The organism is Streptomyces sp. NPDC051064, from assembly GCF_044455985.1.
Lineage (GTDB): Bacteria > Actinomycetota > Actinomycetes > Streptomycetales > Streptomycetaceae > Streptomyces.
In genome coordinates this window covers 577041-597450 of the sequence record NZ_JBITFK010000003.1, presented here as the reverse complement: position 1 = coordinate 597450, position 20410 = coordinate 577041, and the positions used below count along the sequence as shown (strand labels likewise).

19 protein-coding genes and 2 pseudogenes are annotated in these 20410 nt (G+C 69.7%); 18 read left to right on the top strand and 3 right to left on the bottom strand.

The genetic code is table 11. The features are described 5' to 3' along the window. Positions 1–16: 16 nt before the first annotated feature. From ACIBCU_RS14500 to hydA, 10 genes are all read left to right on the top strand, one after another. Positions 17–514, top strand: coding sequence for a hypothetical protein (locus ACIBCU_RS14500; protein WP_399231571.1), 498 nt, complete (start codon positions 17–19; stop codon positions 512–514). Between the two features lie 70 nt (positions 515–584). Next, a complete protein-coding gene (gene ggt / locus ACIBCU_RS14495; RefSeq protein WP_362933340.1) occupies positions 585–2390 on the top strand; it encodes a gamma-glutamyltransferase in 1806 nt (601 codons plus the stop codon). 163 nt (positions 2391–2553) lie between these two features. Beyond that, on the top strand, positions 2554–3228 hold the full coding sequence (locus ACIBCU_RS14490; RefSeq protein WP_399231569.1) for a glycoside hydrolase family 75 protein: 675 nt from the start codon (positions 2554–2556) through the stop codon (positions 3226–3228). A gap of 136 nt (positions 3229–3364) precedes the next feature. After that, positions 3365–3658: a helix-turn-helix transcriptional regulator gene (locus tag ACIBCU_RS14485; RefSeq protein ID WP_362933334.1), complete on the top strand. Its 294-nt coding sequence runs from the start codon at positions 3365–3367 to the stop codon at positions 3656–3658. Between the two features lie 19 nt (positions 3659–3677). Continuing rightward, positions 3678–4058, top strand: a complete 381-nt coding sequence (locus ACIBCU_RS14480; RefSeq protein ID WP_362933331.1) for a PPOX class F420-dependent oxidoreductase — start codon at positions 3678–3680, stop codon at positions 4056–4058. Positions 4059–4192: 134 nt separating this feature from the next. Further along, complete coding sequence (locus ACIBCU_RS14475) at positions 4193–5575, top strand: hypothetical protein (RefSeq protein WP_399231566.1); 1383 nt, start codon at positions 4193–4195, stop codon at positions 5573–5575. Then, positions 5532–6461, top strand: a complete 930-nt coding sequence (locus ACIBCU_RS14470; RefSeq protein WP_399231564.1) for a serine hydrolase — start codon at positions 5532–5534, stop codon at positions 6459–6461. Before ACIBCU_RS14475 ends, ACIBCU_RS14470 begins: the two co-directional genes overlap by 44 nt. A gap of 42 nt (positions 6462–6503) precedes the next feature. Then, positions 6504–7346, top strand: coding sequence for a nitrilase-related carbon-nitrogen hydrolase (locus ACIBCU_RS14465; RefSeq protein ID WP_399231562.1), 843 nt, complete (start codon positions 6504–6506; stop codon positions 7344–7346). After that, on the top strand, positions 7343–8626 hold the full coding sequence (locus ACIBCU_RS14460) for an aspartate aminotransferase family protein (protein WP_399231560.1): 1284 nt from the start codon (positions 7343–7345) through the stop codon (positions 8624–8626). The genes ACIBCU_RS14465 and ACIBCU_RS14460 overlap by 4 nt, the downstream gene beginning before the upstream one ends. A gap of 330 nt (positions 8627–8956) precedes the next feature. Continuing rightward, positions 8957–10345 (top strand): dihydropyrimidinase, encoded by a 1389-nt coding sequence (gene hydA / locus ACIBCU_RS14455; RefSeq protein ID WP_362933319.1) that lies wholly within the window; start codon positions 8957–8959, stop codon positions 10343–10345. 147 nt (positions 10346–10492) lie between these two features. Here hydA and ACIBCU_RS14450 read toward each other — a convergent pair. Next, positions 10493–10622 (bottom strand): annotated as a pseudogene (locus ACIBCU_RS14450) (alpha/beta hydrolase); the annotation flags it as partial. A gap of 390 nt (positions 10623–11012) precedes the next feature. Here ACIBCU_RS14450 and ACIBCU_RS14445 point away from each other — a divergent pair. Further along, complete coding sequence (locus ACIBCU_RS14445) at positions 11013–11864, top strand: SigB/SigF/SigG family RNA polymerase sigma factor (protein WP_362933316.1); 852 nt, start codon at positions 11013–11015, stop codon at positions 11862–11864. Positions 11865–12432: 568 nt separating this feature from the next. After that, positions 12433–12561: an LPFR motif small protein gene (locus ACIBCU_RS14440; RefSeq protein ID WP_280118781.1), complete on the top strand. Its 129-nt coding sequence runs from the start codon at positions 12433–12435 to the stop codon at positions 12559–12561. A 235-nt stretch (positions 12562–12796) separates the two neighbouring features. Here the strand turns inward: ACIBCU_RS14440 and ACIBCU_RS14435 are convergent, their stop codons facing one another. Next, on the bottom strand, positions 12797–13717 hold the full coding sequence (locus tag ACIBCU_RS14435; RefSeq protein WP_362933313.1) for an alpha/beta hydrolase: 921 nt from the start codon (positions 13715–13717) through the stop codon (positions 12797–12799). 57 nt (positions 13718–13774) lie between these two features. Between ACIBCU_RS14435 and ACIBCU_RS14430 the strand changes: the two genes are divergently transcribed. After that, a complete protein-coding gene (locus ACIBCU_RS14430; RefSeq protein ID WP_399231557.1) occupies positions 13775–14407 on the top strand; it encodes a TetR/AcrR family transcriptional regulator in 633 nt (210 codons plus the stop codon). 156 nt (positions 14408–14563) lie between these two features. Here ACIBCU_RS14430 and ACIBCU_RS14425 read toward each other — a convergent pair. Beyond that, positions 14564–14872 (bottom strand): annotated as a pseudogene (locus ACIBCU_RS14425) (transposase family protein); the annotation flags it as partial. 297 nt (positions 14873–15169) lie between these two features. Between ACIBCU_RS14425 and ACIBCU_RS14420 the strand changes: the two are divergent. From ACIBCU_RS14420 to ACIBCU_RS14400, 5 genes are all read left to right on the top strand, one after another. Beyond that, positions 15170–16648 carry an aminotransferase class I/II-fold pyridoxal phosphate-dependent enzyme gene (locus tag ACIBCU_RS14420; protein ID WP_399231555.1) on the top strand — a complete coding sequence of 493 codons (1479 nt, stop codon included), beginning with the start codon at positions 15170–15172 and terminating at the stop codon, positions 16646–16648. A gap of 509 nt (positions 16649–17157) precedes the next feature. Beyond that, positions 17158–17946 (top strand): VOC family protein, encoded by a 789-nt coding sequence (locus ACIBCU_RS14415; RefSeq protein ID WP_362933301.1) that lies wholly within the window; start codon positions 17158–17160, stop codon positions 17944–17946. Between the two features lie 172 nt (positions 17947–18118). After that, positions 18119–18928 (top strand): SDR family oxidoreductase, encoded by an 810-nt coding sequence (locus ACIBCU_RS14410; protein WP_399231553.1) that lies wholly within the window; start codon positions 18119–18121, stop codon positions 18926–18928. Positions 18929–18945: 17 nt separating this feature from the next. Beyond that, on the top strand, positions 18946–19149 hold the full coding sequence (locus ACIBCU_RS14405) for a DUF5133 domain-containing protein (protein ID WP_399231551.1): 204 nt from the start codon (positions 18946–18948) through the stop codon (positions 19147–19149). Between the two features lie 184 nt (positions 19150–19333). Beyond that, positions 19334–20392 carry a YihY/virulence factor BrkB family protein gene (locus ACIBCU_RS14400; protein WP_399231549.1) on the top strand — a complete coding sequence of 353 codons (1059 nt, stop codon included), beginning with the start codon at positions 19334–19336 and terminating at the stop codon, positions 20390–20392. Positions 20393–20410 lie beyond the last annotated feature (18 nt).

The window sequence follows — 20410 nt, the reverse complement described above, 5'->3', positions numbered from 1 at the left end:
CGACGGGCGCCACGACATGGTGACGGCACGGCTGCCCGACGGGACGACGCGGGACCTCGACGCCGACGACTTCGCCGAACTGGTCGCGGCCGACCTGGAACGGCAGGGCGTGCCGGTCACGACCCCGATGGTGCCGGCCGTCCCCTTCGCCGGGGAACGGCACCTGGAACTGCCGAGGAAGCTGGCGGAGCGCACCGGCCACACGGTCCGGGCGCACAGCGGTCTGGCACGGCGTCACCCCGATCCGGCCGGACCGAGCACCATCGCCGTTCCCGGTGGCCGTCTCCACCGACCGGCACACCGTGTGGGGCTACGGCCAGGACGATCCGACTTCCACGTGTTCATGGCGGAGATTCCGTCGCTCGGACTGCGAGGCGAGTTACAACCCCGGCGGTCCCTCCGCCTGAGGCGCCACCGACATGACCGGGCGGGTGTACTCCGAGGGGCCGGCCTGGGACTGGTACGCACGTCGTCATTCATGAGCGGGGATGGCAGCGGCCGTTCGGACGTGTGACCGAGGCGATCCTGACGAGGCGGGTGTTGCGGCGTTACCCTGCGCGGACGATCCTTCACAGGAGGTACGGATGCGTCATTCCGTCGGCCGGAATGTGTCGTTCCCACTCGTGATCGCCGTCATCGGTTCGCTCGGTGCCGCGGCCCCCGCGGCCTCGGCGCCACCCCCACCGCCTCCCAAGTCCCCGGTGGCGGTGGGGTACGGGGGAGCGGTGTCGAGTGTCGACGCGGACGCCTCGGCGGCCGGTATCGAGGTGCTCCGCAAGGGTGGCAACGCCGTCGACGCGGCGGTCGCCACCGCCGCCGCGCTGGGCGTCACCGAGCCCTACTCGGCGGGCATCGGAGGCGGTGGGTACTTCGTCCACTACGACGCGAGGACGGGCAGGGTACAGACCATCGACGGCCGCGAGACCGCGCCCCGCAGCGCGGACTCCTCGCTCTTCCTGGAGAACGGGAAGCCGGTCCCCTTCGCCGACGCCGTCACCAGCGGACTCGGGGTCGGCACACCCGGCACGCCCGCCACCTGGGAGAAGGCCCTCGACGCCTGGGGCACCAAGTCGCTCGGGCGGCTGCTCGAACCGGCCGAGCGGCTGGCGCGCGACGGCTTCGTCGTGGACGAGACCTTCCGCTCCCAGACCGCCTCCAACGAGGCCAGGTTCGCCGACTTTCCCGCCACCGCCGAACTCTTCCTGCCCGGCGGCGAGTTGCCGGTGACCGGATCGGTGTTCAAGAACCCCGACCTCGCCCGTACGTACAGGACGCTGGGCCGCGAGGGCGTCGACGAGCTGTACCGGGGCGACCTGGCCCGGGACATCGTGTCGACGGTACGCAAGCCGCCCGTGGACCCGGCGTCGACGCGTGTGGTGCGGCCGGGAGATCTGACGACCGGGGACCTGAAGTCCTACCGCGCACTGCGCCAGGCCCCGACGAGGACCGCCTACCGGGGCCTCGACGTGTACGGCATCGCGCCGTCCTCGTCAGGGGGTACGAGCGTGGGTGAGGCCCTCAACATCCTGGAGTCGACGGACCTTTCGAAGGCGAGCGAGACGCAGTACCTCCACCGCCTGATCGAGGCGAGCAGGATCGCGTTCGCCGACCGGGGACGCTGGGTGGGCGACCCCGCATTCGAGGACGTCCCGACGCGGGAGCTGATCAGCCAGCGCTTCGCCGACTCGCGGGAGTGCCTCATCAAGGACGACGCGGTCCTCACCAGCCCGCTCGCCCCCGGCGACCCGCGCCACCCGGCCCGCTGCGCCACGGGGGGCAAGGCCGCCCCCACGACGTACGAGGGTGAGAACACGACGCACCTGACGACCGCCGACAAGTGGGGCAACGTCGTCGCGTACACCCTGACGATCGAGTCGACGGGCGGCAGCGGTATCACCGTGCCGGGGCGGGGCTTCCTGCTCAACAACGAGCTGACCGACTTCTCGTTCGCGCCCGCCGACCCGGCGGTCCACGACCCGAACCTGCCGGGCCCGTCCAAGCGCCCGCGCTCGTCGATCTCGCCGACGGTGGTGCTGGAGCACGGGAAGCCCGTGCTGGCCCTGGGGTCGCCGGGCGGTGCCACGATCATCACCACCGTCCTCCAGTCGCTGACCGGCCACCTGGACCGGGGGCTGCCGCTGGTCGACGCGATCGCCGCGCCCCGTGCCAGCCAGCGCAACTCCCCGACGACCGAGATCGAGCCCGGACTGTGGGACAGCCCGGTGCGCGGAAAGCTGGAGGCCCTCGGGCACGTGTTCAAGGCGAATCCGGAGATCGGGGCGGCCACCGGCGTCCAGCGGCTCCCGGACGGGCGCTGGCTCGCGGCCGCCGAAAAGGTGCGGCGCGGCGGTGGCTCGGCCATGGTGGTGTCGCCGGGGGGTCGTTCGTGACCGGCCGGCGGTAGCAGTGGCCTCGGGGCCGGTATGTCGCGCTCAGCAGCGTCGTACCGGCCCCGAGGTCTTTACACGGCCGGCCGCGTCCATGGCGCGCCGCCCGTCGGCAAGGAGGCGCCCGCCGGGGTTCCTCGCGTCCAGTGAAAGGGCATCCACGACCGTGCGTACGCGAATGCTGGTCCTCTCCGCGCTCTCCGGTGCCGCTCTGCTCGCCTCGGCACTCCCCGCCGCCGCGGCCGGGGACGGGGGGAGCCCGGTCGGTGCGGCCGAACTGCTGGCCAAGGTGAAGAAGTGCACCCGGATCTCCCAGGGGAAGTACCGGACCGACCAGGGCGCCGCAGCCACGGTCCCGGTCTGCGGGACCGATGAGGCCGTGTTCTGGGAGGCCGACATGGACATCGACTGCGACGGCCGGATCACGACCGCCTGCAACACCAGGACCGACCCCGCGTTCCAGCCTCAGACGGCGTTCCAGGGGTCGGACGGCAAGCCCCTGGACTCTGCCCGGGTGCCGTACGTCGTCGTCCCCGGCCCCGGGCCGCTGTGGAACTACACCAAGTCGGGGATCAAGGGCGGTGGTGTGGCCGCCGTGATCCACGACGGCGAGGTCCGCTACGCCGTCGTGGGGGACACGGGGCCCACCGGGATCATCGGCGAGGGTTCGTACGCCCTGGCCGAGGCGCTCGGCATCGATCCGGACCCCCGGACCGGGGGTACGGCGTCCGGCGTCACCTACATCCTCTTCAAGGACTCCGAGGTGTCGCCGATCGAGAGCCCCGCCGCCGCGGTGAGTGCCGGTGAGACGCTCGCCCGGAAGTTCGCCGGGGGAGCCTGAGCGGCGTGGGCCGCCCGGCTGCCCTCACTCGTACGGAGGGTCCAGCCGTCCCGGTCCGGGTGGAGTACGTCGCCGCCGCCGACGATCAGTGTCGCGCCAATTACAATACCGGTCCTAGCGGTATTAGAATGACGGCATGGTAAGGAATCCCCTGACACCAGAAGAGCGCCGTCGCGGCGAGCGGCTAGGCGAAGTGCTGCGTGAGGCGCGCGGCGGACGCAGCATGGTCGCGGTCGCGGCGAGCGCGGGAATCTCGGCCGAGACACTCCGCAAGATCGAGACGGGCCGGGCCCCCACCCCCGCCTTCTTCACGGTCGCGGCGCTGGCGGGAGCCCTCGGGCTGTCGATGGACGAGCTGCTCGCGCTGTGTGTGCCGGTGCCCGTCCCCGGGCCGCTGCCGGAACCGGGGGAGCTGCCGCTCACGGCGTAGGCCGAGTAGGGTCGCGCCCGTGACTCTCCAGGACTTCGCCCGCAGTGAGTACGTCAGCCTGACCACGTACCGGAAGGACGGCACGCCCGTCGCCACGCCCGTCTGGGCCGCGGCGGACGGTGGTGTGCTGTACGTCTGGACGCGGTCCGACTCCTGGAAGGTCAAGCGGCTGCGCAACGACAGCCGTGTCCTCGTCACCGTCTGCGACGTCCGCGGCCGCGTCGCCGAGGGCGCGCCGAGCGCCGAGGGGACGGCCAGACTGCTCGACGGCGACGGGACCGCGGCGGTCCGCAAGGTCCTGGCCCGCAAGTACACCTGGAAGTTCTGGCTCGTGGACTGGCCCGCCACGGTCGCGCGACTCGGCAAGCGGCCCCACACCGGGATCGCCGTCACCCTCTGACGGGGCGCGCCGGCTCCGGCCGCGCTTCGGACGCACCCTGCCGGAAAAGCGTGCGTAGTCCTCCCGTAACACGCCTGCGGTCGAATGCCCGCGGACTGGAACGCTCCAGTCCCTGGCGACCGGTGAGGGCGACGGTGACAGTGGATCAGCATGCTGTGGAAGTAAGGGCGTTCGCGGAGTACCTACGGGACCTTGCTGACCTGCTCGATCCCGGGCAGGGCTGGTACGGAGTCTTCTGCGCGCGCGACCCCGACGGCATGCGCGCCTGCTTCGACGGCTCGGAGGTCCCGCCCTGGGACGTGGTCGAGTCGCTGCTCCAGGACCTCGCCGCCGTGCGCGGCACCGCGTACGCCGCGCGGGAATCCGTACGCGCCGCCGCGCTGTGTGCCGCGTCGGCGGCCGCCTACGACAGGCGGCCGGGCGGGCGGCAGGCCCTCGTCGACCGGCTCGGCGTGATGCTGCGGGAGCAGTCGTACGCGGCCCGGCGGATGCGGGCGGCCGGGGCGGACGGGGCGCGTGAGGCGTACGGGGAGACGGAGGCGATGGCCTGGGCGCGGGACGACCACGCCCGTGCCTCGGCCCGGTGCGCCGAGCTCCGCAACCGGCTGGCGGCCGTGGAGATGACGGTCCCGGACGACTGGTTCCGGGGTCAGGGGGGTACGGAGGCGACGGCCCCCGACGGCGCGGCCGCGGTTCCCGGGCCCAGCCTCCCGGAGGAGCCCGGGGCTTACGGTGTACAGCGCGGTCCACAAGCGGGACCGCAGGCGGGGCCCGCCCCCGTGAAGAAGCGCGGGAAGCCGCGCGGGGCGCGCTTCGCGGGCCTGGACCTCGGCGACGACACGGAAGCCGGGCCGGTTCCGTCGGGCGTGCCCGTGCTGCCGGTCCCCCCGCAGGCCGCCTCCGTCCCGCGCGGGGCCCGCTTCGGCGGCGCCACGGCCCAGGACGGTGCCGGCCGGACCGCACCGCGGGCGGCGGAACCCGACCCCGCCGCCCGCCGGACCGCCGAGGACGCCGTCGCGCTGCTCGTACGGCTGCGCGCGGAAGGCCGCACCGGAGAGGCGCACGTCGTGCTCTGCGAGGCCGCCGCGTGGCCCGCCGGGCATCTGCCGGTGCTCGCCGTCGCGCTGCACGAGGCCGGCCTGGACGCAGACTGGGCGACCCTGCTGTGGGAGGTGTCCTCACTGCCGCCCGCCGAACTCGCCGCCGCCGCAGGTGCGCTGGCCGCCGCGGGCCGTGCCGACGACTGCGGGCAGCTGCTCCGGCAGGGTGTCGCCCGGCCCGCCGGCGAGATCGCCGACGCCGTGGTCGCACTCGACCGGGCGGGCCTGGAGCCGGAGGCGCGTGCGCTGCTGGGCGCGTTCGTCCGCGTCCGGACCCCGCAGGACGCGGCACGCGTCGCCGAGGGCGGACCGCGCCACCTCGTCCCCCAGCTGCTCGCCGCGGCACGGGAGGTGTCGGCGGCGCGCGAGTGGGATGTGGTCCACGCGCTGCGGGTTGCGGGCATCGCGGCACCGTAGCCGAGGCGCGCCACCGCGGTCCTGCTCGCCCGGCTCTCCGGGGACGACACCCGGAGCGCCGTCGCGCCCGCACCCGCGGACGACGCCGGGCCCGGTCCTGCCGAGGACTGGAGCGGCTGCTCCGTGCGGATGGCCCAACTCGCCCCGCTCGCCACCTTCGGCCTCGACGGCCCGGTCCACGAGGCGGCCGCTCGGCCGGGCGGTACGCAGCGGGTGGCTCAGCAACCCGTACGCCGGTTTCTCCGAGGACGACCTGCTCGCCTCGCTGCGCCGTACCCGGCTACGGCACCGGCCCGGCAGCTGGGTCCTGTACTCCACCTTCGGCGGCGGTCTGCTGGGCCACGTACTCGCGGGGGCGGCCGGCGGGACCGGGGCGACCATCCGGCCCTGCCGGCCGAGCGCGTCACCGGCCCGCTCGGCCTCGCCGACACGGACCGGGACCCCAACCGCCCTCAGATCACCGGGCGTTGGCACGGCCGCCTGCGGCCCCCCTGCTCATGCCGGACTCACGGCCGCCGGAGCCGTACGGTCCAGCGCCCGCGACCTGCTGCGCGCCCTGGACGCACTCCTGGACCCGGACACCGCGCCGGCCGAGGTGCAGCGACCCCGGCTGAGCATCCCCAGAACCGGTTCCCGGCTGTGTCTCATCCGGAACCACCGCCCGCGCCCGTCCGGCGCCCAGCTCCATCACTCCGGGGGCACCCGCGGCTTCACCGCCTCCGGTCCGCCTACGGAGCCCTGCGGGACTGGACGCCGCCCCCTCCGGGACGGTGTGGACCGCTCGGGTACGAAACATGATCGACTCCCCCGCTTCACGGCGATGGTCTTGCCCCGTTGTGTGACGGGGCTTACGTTCTCCCTCTATGCACCGCGTCTACGGGCGTAGAGAACGTAGAGGCTCTCTGACGCCGCGTCGAAGGAGCAGCTCATGTCCCACGTCGTACGCGCCGCACTCGTCCAGGCGACCTGGACCGGCGACACCGAATCCATGATCGCCAAGCATGAGGAACACGCGCGCGAGGCCGCCCGGCAGGGTGCGAAGATCATCGGCTTCCAGGAGGTGTTCAACGCCCCTTACTTCTGCCAGGTCCAGGAACCCGAGCACTACCGCTGGGCGGAACCCGTCCCGGACGGGCCGACGGTCGTGCGCATGCGCGACCTCGCCCGGGAGACGGGCATGGTGATCGTCCTGCCGGTGTTCGAGGTCGAGCAGTCCGGCTTCTACTACAACACCGCCGCGGTGATCGACGCCGACGGCACGTACCTCGGCAAGTACCGCAAACACCACATCCCACAGGTCAAGGGGTTCTGGGAGAAGTACTACTTCAAGCCCGGCAACGTCGGCTGGCCGGTCTTCGACACCGCCGTCGGCAAGGTCGGCGTCTACATCTGCTACGACCGGCACTTCCCCGAGGGGTGGCGCCAACTCGGACTCAACGGAGCCCAGTTGGTCTACAACCCGTCCGCCACCTCGCGCGGTCTCTCCGGCTATCTCTGGCAGCTCGAACAGCCCGCGTCCGCCGTCGCCAACGAGTACTTCATCGCAGCGATCAACCGGGTCGGCCAGGAGGAGTACGGCGACAACGACTTCTACGGTACGAGCTACTTCGTCGACCCGCGCGGGCAGTTCGTCGGTGAGGTGGCCAGCGACAAGGAGGAGGAACTCGTCGTACGCGACCTGGACTTCGGACTGATCGAGCAGGTGCGGCAGCAATGGGCGTTCTACCGGGACCGCAGGCCGGACGCGTACGACGGGCTGGTGGAGCCGTGACCGGACTGCATGAGCGGCACCTGGCCGTCAGCCCCGACTGGCTGGCCCTCTACTACCGGCACCCCCTGGAGCTCACCCACGGGGAGGGCCGCCACGTCTGGGACGCGGACGGCAACCGCTACCTCGACTTCTTCGGCGGCATCCTCACCACGATGACCGCGCACGCCCTGCCCGAGGTGACCAAGGCCGTCTCCGAGCAGGCCGGACGGCTCATCCACTCCTCGACCCTCTACCTCAACCGTCCGATGGTCGAGCTCGCCGAGCGGATCGCCACGCTCTCCGGCATCCCCGACGCCCGGGTCTTCTTCACCACTTCGGGCACCGAGGCCAACGACACCGCCCTGCTGCTCGCCACCGCCCACCGCGGGTCGAACCAGATCCTGGCGATGCGCAACAGCTACCACGGCAGGTCGTTCTCGGCCGTCTCCATCACGGGCAACAGGTCCTGGTCGACGACGAGCCTGTCCCCGCTGCAGACGCTGTACGTCCATGGCGGGGTCCGCACCAGGGGACCGTACGCGGAGCTGAGCGACGAACGGTTCATCAATGCCTGCGTGGCCGACCTGGAAGACCTCCTCGGGCACACCCGGGGCGTCGCGGCGCTGATCGCCGAACCCGTGCAGGGGGTCGGCGGGTTCACCGCGCCGCCCGACGGGCTGTACGCCGCATTCCGCGAGGTCCTCGACCGGCACGGCATCCTGTGGATCTCCGACGAGGTGCAGACCGGCTGGGGGCGCACGGGCGACCACTTCTGGGGCTGGCAGGCGCACGCTTCGAGCGGGCCGCCGGACATCCTCACCTTCGCCAAGGGCATCGGCAACGGCATGTCCATCGGCGGAGTCGTCGCCCGCGCCGACGTCATGAACTGCCTGGACGCCAACTCCATCTCGACGTTCGGCGGTTCCCCGGTCACCATGGCCGCCGGGCTCGCCAACCTCTCGTACCTGCTGGAGCACGACCTCCAGGGCAACGCCCGGCGGGTCGGCGGCCTGCTCATCGAGCGGCTCCGGGCGGTCGGCGCGGGCTCACCGGCCGTACGCGAGGTGCGCGGCAGAGGGCTCATGATCGGCATCGAGCTGGTGAGGCCCGGCACCGACGAGGCCGACCCGGACGGAGCGGCTGCCGTACTCGAAGCGGCCCGCGCGGGCGGGCTGCTCATCGGGAAGGGCGGCGGCCACAACACCAGCGTCCTGCGGATCGCGCCGCCGCTGTCGCTCACCGTCGCCGAGGCCGAGGAGGGCGCGGAGATCCTGGGCCAGGCACTGCACGCGGCCACCTGAGGGCGGGAGCCCCGCGGCGCTACCCAGCCGGGGGGAAGCCCGCTTCCCCGTACGTCATCACGCACCAGGCCTGCGTGTGCAGGCCGGTCGCGCCACCGCGAGGAGAGGTACATGAGCCGCTCAGTCATCCACGGCGGCTCGTCGTCACCGCGTCGGACGTGACCACGAATCTTCACCGTGGGAAGCCGGTCCGACCTGTGGGAACGAGGGCCTGTCCTGATCTTCGGAGAGGGGCCGGCCCTCCTTCCTCCTTCGTGGCCGGCCTGACCTGCAGTCGGTGCCGGGGCACGTGGATGCGAAATCCTGATCCAAAGCGAATGGAGCTGAGCTGTGGCAAGCACTCTGATCACCGGTGGTCTGGTCATCACCGCGTCCGACGAACTCCATCTGGACGTGCTCGTCGACGAGCACCGGGTCGTCGCACTGGCCACTCCCGGCAGTCATGGATGGACAGCCGACCGGGTCATCGACGCGACGGGGAAATACGTCATCCCGGGAGGGGTGGACGGCCACACCCATATGGAGATGCCGTTCGGTGGCACCATGTCCTCCGACACCTTCGAAACGGGAACGCGGGCGGCCGCCTGGGGCGGCACCACCACGATCGTCGACTTCGCCATTCAGTCGAAAGGGGGCTCACTCCGCGAAGGACTCGACACGTGGCACGAGAAGGCCGACGGCGCATGTGCCATCGACTACGGATTCCACATGATCATGTCCGATGTGAATGACTCGTCCCTCAAACAGATGGACAAACTGATCGAGGCCGGCGTGACCTCGTTCAAGCTCTTCACAGCGTATCCCGGCGTGTTCTATTCGGACGATGGCCAGATTCTCCGGGCCATGCAGCGAGCGGGCACGAACGGCGGCCTGGTCATGATGCACGCCGAGAACGGCATCGCTATCGACGTCCTCGTGGAGCAGGCCCTCGCGCGAGGGGAACGCGACCCGCGCTATCACGGCGAGGTCCGCAAGGCTCTCCTGGAAGCCGAAGCGACGCACCGCGTCATTCGGCTGAGTCAGGTCGCTGGTTCTCCGGTCTACGTCGTTCACGTATCAGCTCAGGAGGCCCTGGCGGAATTGACTCGGGCCCGCGACGAGGGTCTGCCCGTGTTCGGCGAGACGTGCCCGCAGTACCTTTTCCTGTCCACCGACAACCTTGCCGAGCCGGACTTCGAGGGAGCCAAGTACGTTTGTTCGACGCCCCTCCGGCCGAAGGAACACCAAGCGGCACTGTGGCGGGGGCTGCGGACCAACGACCTGCAAGTCGTATCCACGGACCACTGCCCGTTCTGCTTCAAGGGTCAGAAAGACATGGGTATCGGCGACTTCTCGAAGATTCCCAACGGCATGCCCGGTGTGGAGCACCGGATGGATCTGCTGCATCAGGCTGTGGTGGACGGGCACATCTCGCGCCGGCGCTGGATCGAGATCGCGTGTGCCGCACCGGCCCGCATGTTCGGTCTCTACCCGAGGAAGGGGACGATCGCGCCGGGCGCGGACGCGGACATCGTCGTGTATGACCCGGAGGCCGAGCAGGTGCTGTCCGCCGGCACGCATCACATGAACGTCGACTACTCGGCGTACGAGGGCAAGCGGATCACCGGACGCGTCGAGACGGTCCTGTCGCGCGGTGTCCCAGTCATCGAAGGCGGCACGTACGTGGGGCGTGCGGGCCATGGGGCCTATGTGCCCCGGGGGCTGTGCCAGTACCTGTGAGCGGGGGAGCACTCGGTCCGTCCGGTCGTGGGTGTCGGCGGTGGCGATCGCGGCAGCATGGAGGACACACCATTCGGCACTGGCACGGTGGTCCATGTGTGCCGCAGGTCCTGCGGACTGCAAACCGTCGCCGGACCGCGCGGATGGTCAGGCTGCCGGTGCGAAGGCCGTGATGGCGTCCACGAGGTGGGCCGGAGCTTCCAGCGGGATCAGATGACCGGTGTCCGGGATCACCACGAAGTCGGCTGGGGGAGAGGTAGGGCACCAGGGCGCGGCGTCGACGAACGGCCGGTCGGCGTCGGGAATGCTCCAGTCCGCGACCAGGTCCGCGGACGCGACGAGCTCCGGGCCGGCGCCGACGCTGCCCGCACCGAGGCATCCGCCCCGTCCGGGGACACTCCGACGGAGCTGCCCGAGATCTCGCTCTGCGCCTCGGTGCCCGCCTCGCCGGGAGGCCGGTCGGCCCGGGTGATGCCGTCATCGCGGGGGACGACCGAGCCGTCCGGTGCGGTTCACCAGCCCCGTCGGGCGCCACGAACAGGGGACCCTCGTACTTCGTCGACTCTTTGAATCCGGCGGGTGTGGGCTGTTCCGGCGCGGGTACCCGCCGATTCGCCTACAGGCGACATGAGAGACGTGGAGGGGAAAAGCTTCGATGTCGATATCCATGCAGGCTTCGGTTGCGGACCCGGCGGTTCAGACACTTCCACGGATTGACGATCCGCAGAAGATCGCGCCGAAGGACGCCCGCACACTGGGCAGGGTGTTCTTCGACCGGCTCCAGGTACTCGAAGAGGGGACCGCAGAGTACCAGTACGCCCGCAACACGTTGATCGAGATGAATCTGTCACTGGTCAAGTTCGCTGCCAAGCGCTTCCGAAACCGCGGTGACGGACAGATGGAAGACGTCATACAGGTCGGAACCATCGGCCTGATAAAAGCGATCGACCGCTTCGAGCTCTCCCGAGAGGTCGAGTTCACCTCCTTCGCCATCCCCTACATCGTCGGCGAGATCAAGCGATTCTTCCGCGACACCACATGGGCCGTCCACGTCCCGCGCCGACTCCAGGAACTGCGGGTAATCCTCGCCAGGAGCAAGGAAGAGCTGGCCGCGAAGCTGGACCGGGACCCCACGGTCGCCGAGATGGCCACCCACCTGAACATCGACGAAGAAGAGGTCATCGAGGGCCTCATCGCAGCCAATGGCTACACCGCGGGCTCCTTGGACCTGCCTGTGAGCAACGCGGAGGAGACCAGTCCCGGCAAGGAGGGGCGGACGTTCGCCGAGATCGTCGGCGACCTGGACCCCAACATGGACCTGGTGGAGAACCTTCACGCTCTGGCTCCCTTGATGGAGTCCCTGAACGAACGCGAACGCGCCATCATCCAGCTGCGCTTCGGCCAGGAGCTGACGCAAGCCCAGATCGGCGAGCGCCTCGGCCTTTCCCAGATGCAGGTCTCGCGTCTCCTCACCCGCATTCTGGCGAAGCTCCGTGCCGGTCTGCTCGCCCAGGAATGACCCTCCCTTCAGGCACGCGACGCCGCGGGGGGCGGCGTCCAGCCTCCTTTTCCGTGCAACGCTTCCGGACGCGACTGCGAACCGCCGTTGGCATCGGCAGCCATCAGTGCCGGCCGCCAAGGGCTTCTCGGACTGTTTCAGAACGCTGTTTCTGGGTGCCCCCGGCAACAAGGCCAGGGGGCCACCCGGGTCGCGCCTTCCTGCTTGTCGGCGTCCTTCGCGGCTTCGAGGAGGGCTTCGCCGGGTGTACCGGAATTCCTCAATGAGCCGCGTCGCCTCGACGACCAGGGGAGGAACGGCTGGCGGGCCCCCGCGGTTCCCAGTAGGGGGGCACATAGCGGGACTCCGGTGAATGTGGAGTCTGGGCTGCGGTGTGTAACGGATCGCGAGCGCACCGAATTCAACTGCCACTCAGATGGCTTTCCACTTATCATGGGCGCGACGAGCCGCTCTGCTCTCCGGTCGCCGGAAAGCGCGGGGTTTCCCCCTAACGCGACCGGGTACGAGCCGGATGAACATCATTACGGCGTCCTCAGTGGCGCCGTGGCATCTCAAGGGAGGATCTCGCATGCTTAAGGCCATCGCTGACGTTATCCGCTCTATCGGCGGGGCCATCGCTACCGTCGTCACCCTGCCCTTCCGTGCCGTCGCACGGCTTTTCGGTGGTGCCTCCGACACCGCGCACGGTCACCACTGACCAGAACCGTCATATCTGACTCGCTCAGCCCATGGGTGCTCGGGCCGGACGTCACGTCCCTCAATCCGGGGGACAGAGTGGTCATTCAAGCGGTACGGACGCAGTGGAACGACGGACGACCGACGGTGGAGCGAGTCCTGACGTGCCGATGTGTGCCGCAATGGCCGTCGGCGTGCGCAGAGCCACCATGAATGGCGGGACAGTGAGAAGTGGCGTAGGCGGTTTCGGTGGTGTGTCAGCCGTGCGGCACGCCTGCTACCGGTTCACCACCGAGGAAGTCCTCCAGAATTTCGGTAAACCGCTCCGGCTGCTCCTCAGCCGGATAATGGCCGCAGTCGTCGAGGACCACCCCGGTGACGTCGTCGGCCGCCAGCCGCATCGTCTGGGCGGCATTCGCGCCGCTCCACAGCGCGCCGCCGACGGCGAGCACCGGCAGCGTCAGCCGGGTCTTGCTGCGCTGCTCGTTCTGCGCGATCGTCTCGTCCAGCGCCCGGTAGTACGCGAAGCTCGCCCGCAGCGCGCGAGGATCCGCGGCGATCGCGTCGACATAGACGTCGACGGCGTACGCGGGGATCGCGGCCGGGGTGGCGGCCTTGGTGGCGAACTGCCAGCCGAAGAAGAGCCGCTCCCGCCCTCGGACCAGTTCCTCGTTGAGCTCGGTGAGCCGGTTGAAGCCGAACTGCCAGAGCTTCTGGTTGACCGCGGCCGGGCTGAAGACCGGCGGGGACGGCACGAGTCCGGGGATCACGGCTTCGACGACGGCGAGCCGGCCCACCCGCTCGGGGTGATCAGCAGCGAGGGCGTATCCGGTCCACGTGCCGATGTCGTGGCCGACCACGTCGAACCGGTCGTGCCCGAGCGCGGCCATCAGCGCGACCAGATCGGCGGCCAGCGTGCCGGCGTCGTAACCGTCGTCCGGCTTGTCGGAGAGCCCGGCCCCGCGCGAGTCGACGGCGACGACGGTGTGTTCGCGGGCGAGCGCGGGCATCACCTCCCGCCAGGCGTACCAGGTCTGTGGCCACCCGCCGACCAGCAGCACCGGCGGACCATCCCCGCCGGTGACTGCGTGCAGCCGCAGCCCGTTCAGCTCCACGAGCTGGCTGGTGAAGACGTCTGTGAACCCGTCGGGCAGCTGTAGCGAATTCAAGCTTGTCATGCCGACGAGCCTACCCATCTTGAAACGATCGGTGCAAGATGTGTAGGCTGACGAACCATGGCGGGCCGCAAGCAATTCGACGTGGACGAGGCGCTACGACGTGCGATGCACGTCTTCTGGCGCTGGGGCTATTCGGAGGCCTCGATCGATCGCTTGACCGAGGGCACGGGCCTGGGCCGGAGCTCGCTCTACGGCACCTTCGGCGACAAGAGCACCCTCTTCCAAAAAAGCCTCCAACGGTACGCGCAGACCTACCACCCGCTGTACGACCAGGCACTGTCCGGCCCCCACCCGAGCCCTAGCGCCGTTGTGGCCGCCTACCTGCAGGTCACCCTGAACCGCATCGCCGACCCGACGGTCCCGGATGGCTGCCTGCTCACGGTGTCGGCAACGCAGTTCCCGGCCCTCGACGCACAGGGCCAGGCGATGGTCCGCGCCATGATCGACGGTTTGCGGGCGATGCTGGAGCAGGCGTTGCTGGCGGCGGGGGCCAATGAGCAGGAGGCGGCAGAGCTGGCGTTGTGCACGCTGGCAACGAACAAATCCCTGGCGGTGCTGAGCCGCGCCGGCTTCTCGAGCGACGACCTGGCAACCGTTGCCGCAGCCGCCGCCCGTATCCCCGGGGAGACCACAGTTACTACCTTGAGTAGTGCGATGGACACCCAGGGCCCCGGCAAAGTCGTTAGGTGATGCCGAGTAGCGCCAGTGGTCGGGTGCTGTCGCGGGCGTGGGTGGCGGTTGGCGGCGGATCCACGCGGCGAGCTGTGCTGGCCGGGCCTGGTGCACGTGTAGGTTCGTGATCGCGTAGACGGTCTCGGTGGTGAAGCGTTTCGGCTGGTCCAGGCGGTGTCGTCGGCGGCGGATCATCGTCTCGGACGGCCTGCGATCAGGGTTGAGACCCAAGGCGAGCATGGTCGCGGCTGGGACGTCGTTGATCCATTCGGCGATCGCCGTGTAGGAGCGGTAGCCGGCCACAACGGCGCAGACCGCCGCGCTGACTACGACCGGCAGTCGGTGCCGCACGCCGCGGCGGGCTCGTGGATCCGGTAGATGTGCCAGGGCCGTGGCAGCCCGGCAGGGTCGGGCGCGGTGCCACCCGCTGGAGGATATGACAGTGCAGAGATCAGCGATGATGGTGGCGCGGGCAGGGCTCACTTCGGACGGATCAACAAGGCCTCAAGAGCCTGAGGACGCTTGGTGATCAGCGACGAGCATCGCCGCGGACCGGCCGGGAAGCTCCACAACACCGCTGAGGACGCGCGGATCCAAGCCTGTCACCGCAGAGTGCTCGCGCGATGGGCGGACACGTGGAGCAGGCGGCGAAGACCGTGCGGCACAGAGCGTGACCGCGAACCGCTGCACCTGCCTGAACGGCGAGGCTATGCCTGGGCCGCCTCCCCGGGGCCTTCATCCGTACCGTTTTCGCCCTCCCGCTCTGGGAAGCCGCACATCATGGACCACTCGAAAGCTCCCGTTCTCGAAGCTCTGAAGGCGTACCAGGCGCAGGAACAACTGCCGTTCACCCCGCCCGGTCACAAGCAGGGCCGGGGGGCCGACCCGAGAGTACGGGCTGTCCTGGGAGACGCAGTCTTCAGTGCGGACATGCTCGCGGTGTCCGGTCTGGACGACCGGACACAGTCGCAGAAGGTATTGGAGCGCGCGGAAGACCTCATGGCCGACGCCGTCGGTGCCCAGCACACGTTCTTCTCCACCTGCGGCAGTTCGCTGTCGGTGAAGGCTGCCATGCTGTCCGTTGCCGGGCCGCACGAAAAGCTCCTGGTCGGACGCGACGCGCACAAATCGGTCATCTCCGGCTTGATCCTTGCCGGTATCCGCCCGGTGTGGGTCGATCCCCAGTGGGACCCCGATCTGCATCTTGCCCACCCGCCGGCCCCCGAGGCTTTCCGGTCGGCGTTCGAGCAGCATCCGGATGCGCGGGGGGCGCTGGTCACCAGCCCTACCCCTTACGGAACCTGCGCTGACATCGGAGCCATCGCGACGCTGTGCCACGAGCATGCGGTACCGCTGATCGTGGACGAAGCGTGGGGTGCGCACCTGCCTTTCCACCCCGAGCTGCCCACCTGGGCCATGGACGCCGGCGCGGACGTGTGTGTCACGTCCGTCCACAAAATGGGCTCCGGGCTCGAGCAGGGGTCGGTGTTTCACCTGCAAGGCGACCTGGTCACCGCCCCGACCCTCGCCTCCCGCGCCGACCTCCTGGACACCACCAGCCCCTCGGTCCTCATCTACGCAGCCCTCGACGGCTGGCGTCGCCAGATGGTGGAACACGGCCGCGAGCTCCTGGACGACGCCCTCTCCAGGGCGCGACGTGTGCGCGAAGCCATCGAGGACATCGAGGGCCTGCACGTCAACGACCGCGACGACTTCTGCGCGCCCGGGCGCGCCTTCGACCTGGACCCCCTCCAGGTCTTCATCGACCTGAGCGGAGTCAAGTTCAGCGGTTACGACGCCGCCGACTGGATGCGGCGGAACCATCGCATCAACCTGCACACGTCCGACTACCGGCGCATCAACGCCCTGCTCACCCATGCCGATGACGACTCGACGACGGCGCGGCTCCTCGACGGCCTGCGTGACCTCGTTGCCCGCGCCGACGAGCTGCCACCGGCACCGGACATCCGCATCCCGGACCCTGGCGACCTCCGTCTGCGGCAGGCGACGCTTCCGCGCGACGCCTTCTTCGGCGATGTCGAGCAGGTCCCCGCGGACCAGGCGGTCGGCCGTGTCTGTGCCGAGATGCTCACGCCCTACCCTCCAGGGATCCCCGCAGCCCTTCCCGGCGAGCTGCTCGACCAGGCCGCAGTGGATTACCTGCGGACCGGTGCCGGCGGGGGGATGCTCATTCCCGACGCCGCCGACAGCACCGTCGGCACGATTCGCGTGTCGGTGCACGACGTCGGCGCCGACTGACCGGGGCAGAAGGCGGAAGACCGCTGCTCGGGTCGCGGCGGACCGTAGGCACATTCACTCTGAATGAGGTGGGCGCGCACCGGGCGGGACGAACAAGGACGCGCACTGTTCGTACCCCATGGAGGCTCCAGATGACGACCGGTGCGGCGGCGGTGGCTTACGTCGCAGCACGGGGGCATGCGGCTGCGGCTCCTCTGTGTCCTCGTCGGGGTGAAGCAGGCCCTGGGTGCGTAGTCGTGGCAGCCGGTTCTGTGATGACGGGCCCGAAGGGCACCTGGGCCGGTGTGTCACGGAGCAGCGCATGCCGGTCTCGGCCAGCCGTCTGAGTGTCTCGTCATGGGCCCCTCCCAGCGGGTCTGTCGGCTGCCGTCGACAGCCGCGTCGGTGGTGGTGACCCCCGTGCGGGTGGTGTCGTCGTCCTTGGCCTTGATTGCACGTTCTGTGTGCGCCCTCATCTCGATTCGCGTACCGGGCCGGCCGGGTGTAGGAGTGGCTGCGGAGGAGTGGTGATGTCTGAGTCTGCGGATTACGTGGTGCCGGTCTCGGGTGTCCCCTGCTGGGTCAACCTGATGGTCAGCGATCTGCGCACCGCCCAAGCCTTCTACGCGGCAGTTCTCGGATGGGAATTCCGAGTAAGTTCACTGGGCGACAAGTTTCTCGTCGCGTCGGCCGACGGCTCGCCCGTGGCGGGTATCGGGGAGCGGCATCCGGGTTTCACTCCGGCCTCGGTGTGGACGCCGTACTTCGCTGTGCGTGACGCGGATCTGGCGGCGGCGCGGATCCAGGAACGAGGCGCCACGCTGGCGGTGGGTCCGGTGGCGCTGGGTGAGGGGCGCGCCGGCTTGGCCGCGGACCCGGACGGCGCCGTATTCGGGTTCTGGGAAGGGCATGCGCTGGCGTGGTCATCGGGTGAGGGCCTGGCCCCCGTCCGTGTCGACCTACAGACTCGCGACGTGTTCGACGCCTCTGCCTTCTACGGAGAAGTCTTCGGGTGGGCCACCGAACCTGACATCCAGGTCGTCTACCGGCACGATCACGTCGAGGTCGACCAGGGGGGACAAACGGTTCTTTCCCTGCAGGGCGGCGGCATACAGACATCTGCCCAGGCACACCTGCGACCACGCTGGCGGGTTACCTTCGCGGTCGACGACGTCGAACGCGCGGTGGCCGCTGCGCTCGATGCAGGCGGCAGCAAACCGAAGCCACCAGCCGCTGCCCGGTCGCCGCAGGGGTTCTCGCGGATGCTCCAGGATCCCGACGGAGGAGTGTTCACGCTCACCCACCGCGTTGGAGAGTGATCAGCGCCGGTCGAATGCGCTGGGGAAGCGGATCGGCCTCACGCGGCTCCGGCGGGTGTCGACCACCGGGTCTGGAACAGCCCGGGGCGGACGTGAGGGTTTGGCGATGTGAGCGTGTGGTACCCGTCTGTCCGGCAACCCGGGAGCAGCGTTGACACGCCCAGGAGGACATATGACCGAGGAAGCTCCGGACGACGCCCCTGTAGCCCTGGTCACAGGGGCGGATTCGGGTATCGGCAGAGCCGTAGCCGTACGGCTCGCGCAACAGGGCATGGACGTCGGTATCACCTGGCACCGCGATCACGATGGGGCGGAGAGCACCGCGGTTGAGGTACGCGCCGCCGGCCGGCGCGCTGCGGTGGCCCGCCTGGACCTGTCGGATCTGCCGGACGCCGCCACGGTGGTGGACACGCTGGCGGACGAACTGGGCCGCGTCGACGTGCTGGTCAACTGTGCGGGTACCGGCACGTCCACCCGTTTCCTCGACCTCGACCACGCGACGGTCCGGCACGTCATCGACGTGGACCTCATCGGTCCCTTCCTCTGCTCACAGCGCGCGGCCCGGCGCATGATCGCTCAGGGCGAAGGGGGCCGCATCGTGAACATCACCTCCGTGCACGAGCACCAGCCGAGGGTCGGCGCGGCCCCCTACTGCGCCGCCAAAGGCGGTCTGGGACTGCTGACGCAGGTGATGGCCCTGGAACTGTCCGAGTACGGCATCACCGTGAATTCCGTGGCTCCCGGTGAGATCGCCACCCCCATGACGGGCCAGGAGGACACGGACGTGCAGGCCGTCGACCGGCCCGGCATTCCGCTCGGGCGGCCCGGTGACGCCCGGGAAGTCGCCTCCGTCGTGTCCTTTCTGGCCGGCCCGGAGTCGTCCTACACGACCGGGGCGTCCTGGGTGGTGGACGGCGGCATGCTGCGTATGGGGCCGCAGGCGGGATCCCATCTGCCCTCCGGCGACTGGCGCCGCCCCTGATGGCCCACCCCGCGGTGATGCGGAACCTTGTCGAGCAGTTCGACACCCTGCGCATTCCGCAGGCGGAGAACGGCGACACGGAGGTGCAACAGCGGATGGACGACATCGCCTACACGCTCTGTGTGGCCACTGGCACCCGGGACGTGGACGCCGCTCTGATCGCCGCACGCCACCAGCTGCCTGGCGCACGCCCCCGGGACGACTCCCTCATCCGCAGTTGAGAGAAACCGGGCCCGGAGCACCCGTGGACGGGGCGAAAATGCGGCAGCGTGCCGTCGCGGAAAGGCGCATCCGGCAGCCGTGCGTGCACCCTGCCGGCACCTGGATGGGGTAGCTCGTCCGTCCAGGTGCACGGGGCCCGCTGCGAAGTCGCGCAGCGGGTGAGCGTGGGATTGTCTGATTCACATGCCGAACGAACAGAACAGCCAGGGCAGCACGGGGCCGCGCGGGGGTGGGCGTGCGGGGCCGGACCCGCAGGTGGAGCGCGACGCACCGGACACGCCTACGAAGTTCGGTAGAGCGTCGTGGGGAGCGGTGCTGCGGCGTACGCTCAAGGAGTTCAAGCGGGATGAGCTCGCCGATCGGGCGGCGGCACTGACCTACTACGGCATCCTGGCGCTGTTCCCGGCTCTGCTGGTTCTTGTCTCCCTGCTCGGCATCGCCGGTGAGTCGAACACCCAGACCGTGCTGAACAACATTCAGAAGCTTGCTCCCGGCGCGGCGCGTGACGTTCTCAGGAACGCGGTGACCCAGTTGCAGTCCAGCAGCGGCACGGGGCTGGTCATGGCCATCGTGGGGCTGCTGGCCGCGCTGTGGTCCGCCTCCGGTTATGTGGCAGCGTTCATCCGGGCCTCCAACGTCGTGTACGACGTGCCCGAGGGGCGGCCGGTCTGGAAGGTGCTCCCGGTCCGGGTCGGCCTGACCTTGGCGCTGATGGTGCTGGCCTGTGCCAGTGCGCTGATCGTCGTTCTCTCGGGTGGCCTCGCGCGACGGCTCGGTACCGCACTGGGTATCGGCGACACCGCCATGACCGTCTGGTCGATCGCGAAATGGCCCGTCCTGGTGGTGCTGGTGACCATGCTGTTGGCGATCCTCTACTGGGCAGCGCCGAACGCGAAAGGGCGAGGCTTCAAGTTCGTGTCCTTGGGCAGCCTGCTGGCGCTGGTGATCTGGATGGTCGCGTCGGCGGGCTTCGCCTTCTATGTCGCCAATTTCGGGTCGTACAACCAGACTTACGGTGCCGTGGCCGGCGTGATCACCTTTCTCGTCTGGCTGTGGATCACGAACCTGGCGATCCTGCTCGGTCTTGAGTTCGATGCCGAGTTGGCTCGTGAGCGGGCCGTCATCGGCGGCCATCCACAGGGGGAGGAGCCGTATGTCACGCCCCGGGACACCAGTAAGTGGACGGAGCAGGATCTCAGGGGCATGGGGGACACCGGTCCCCAGGAGCCCCGCTCCCACTGACTGGACCGCGCGGTGGAG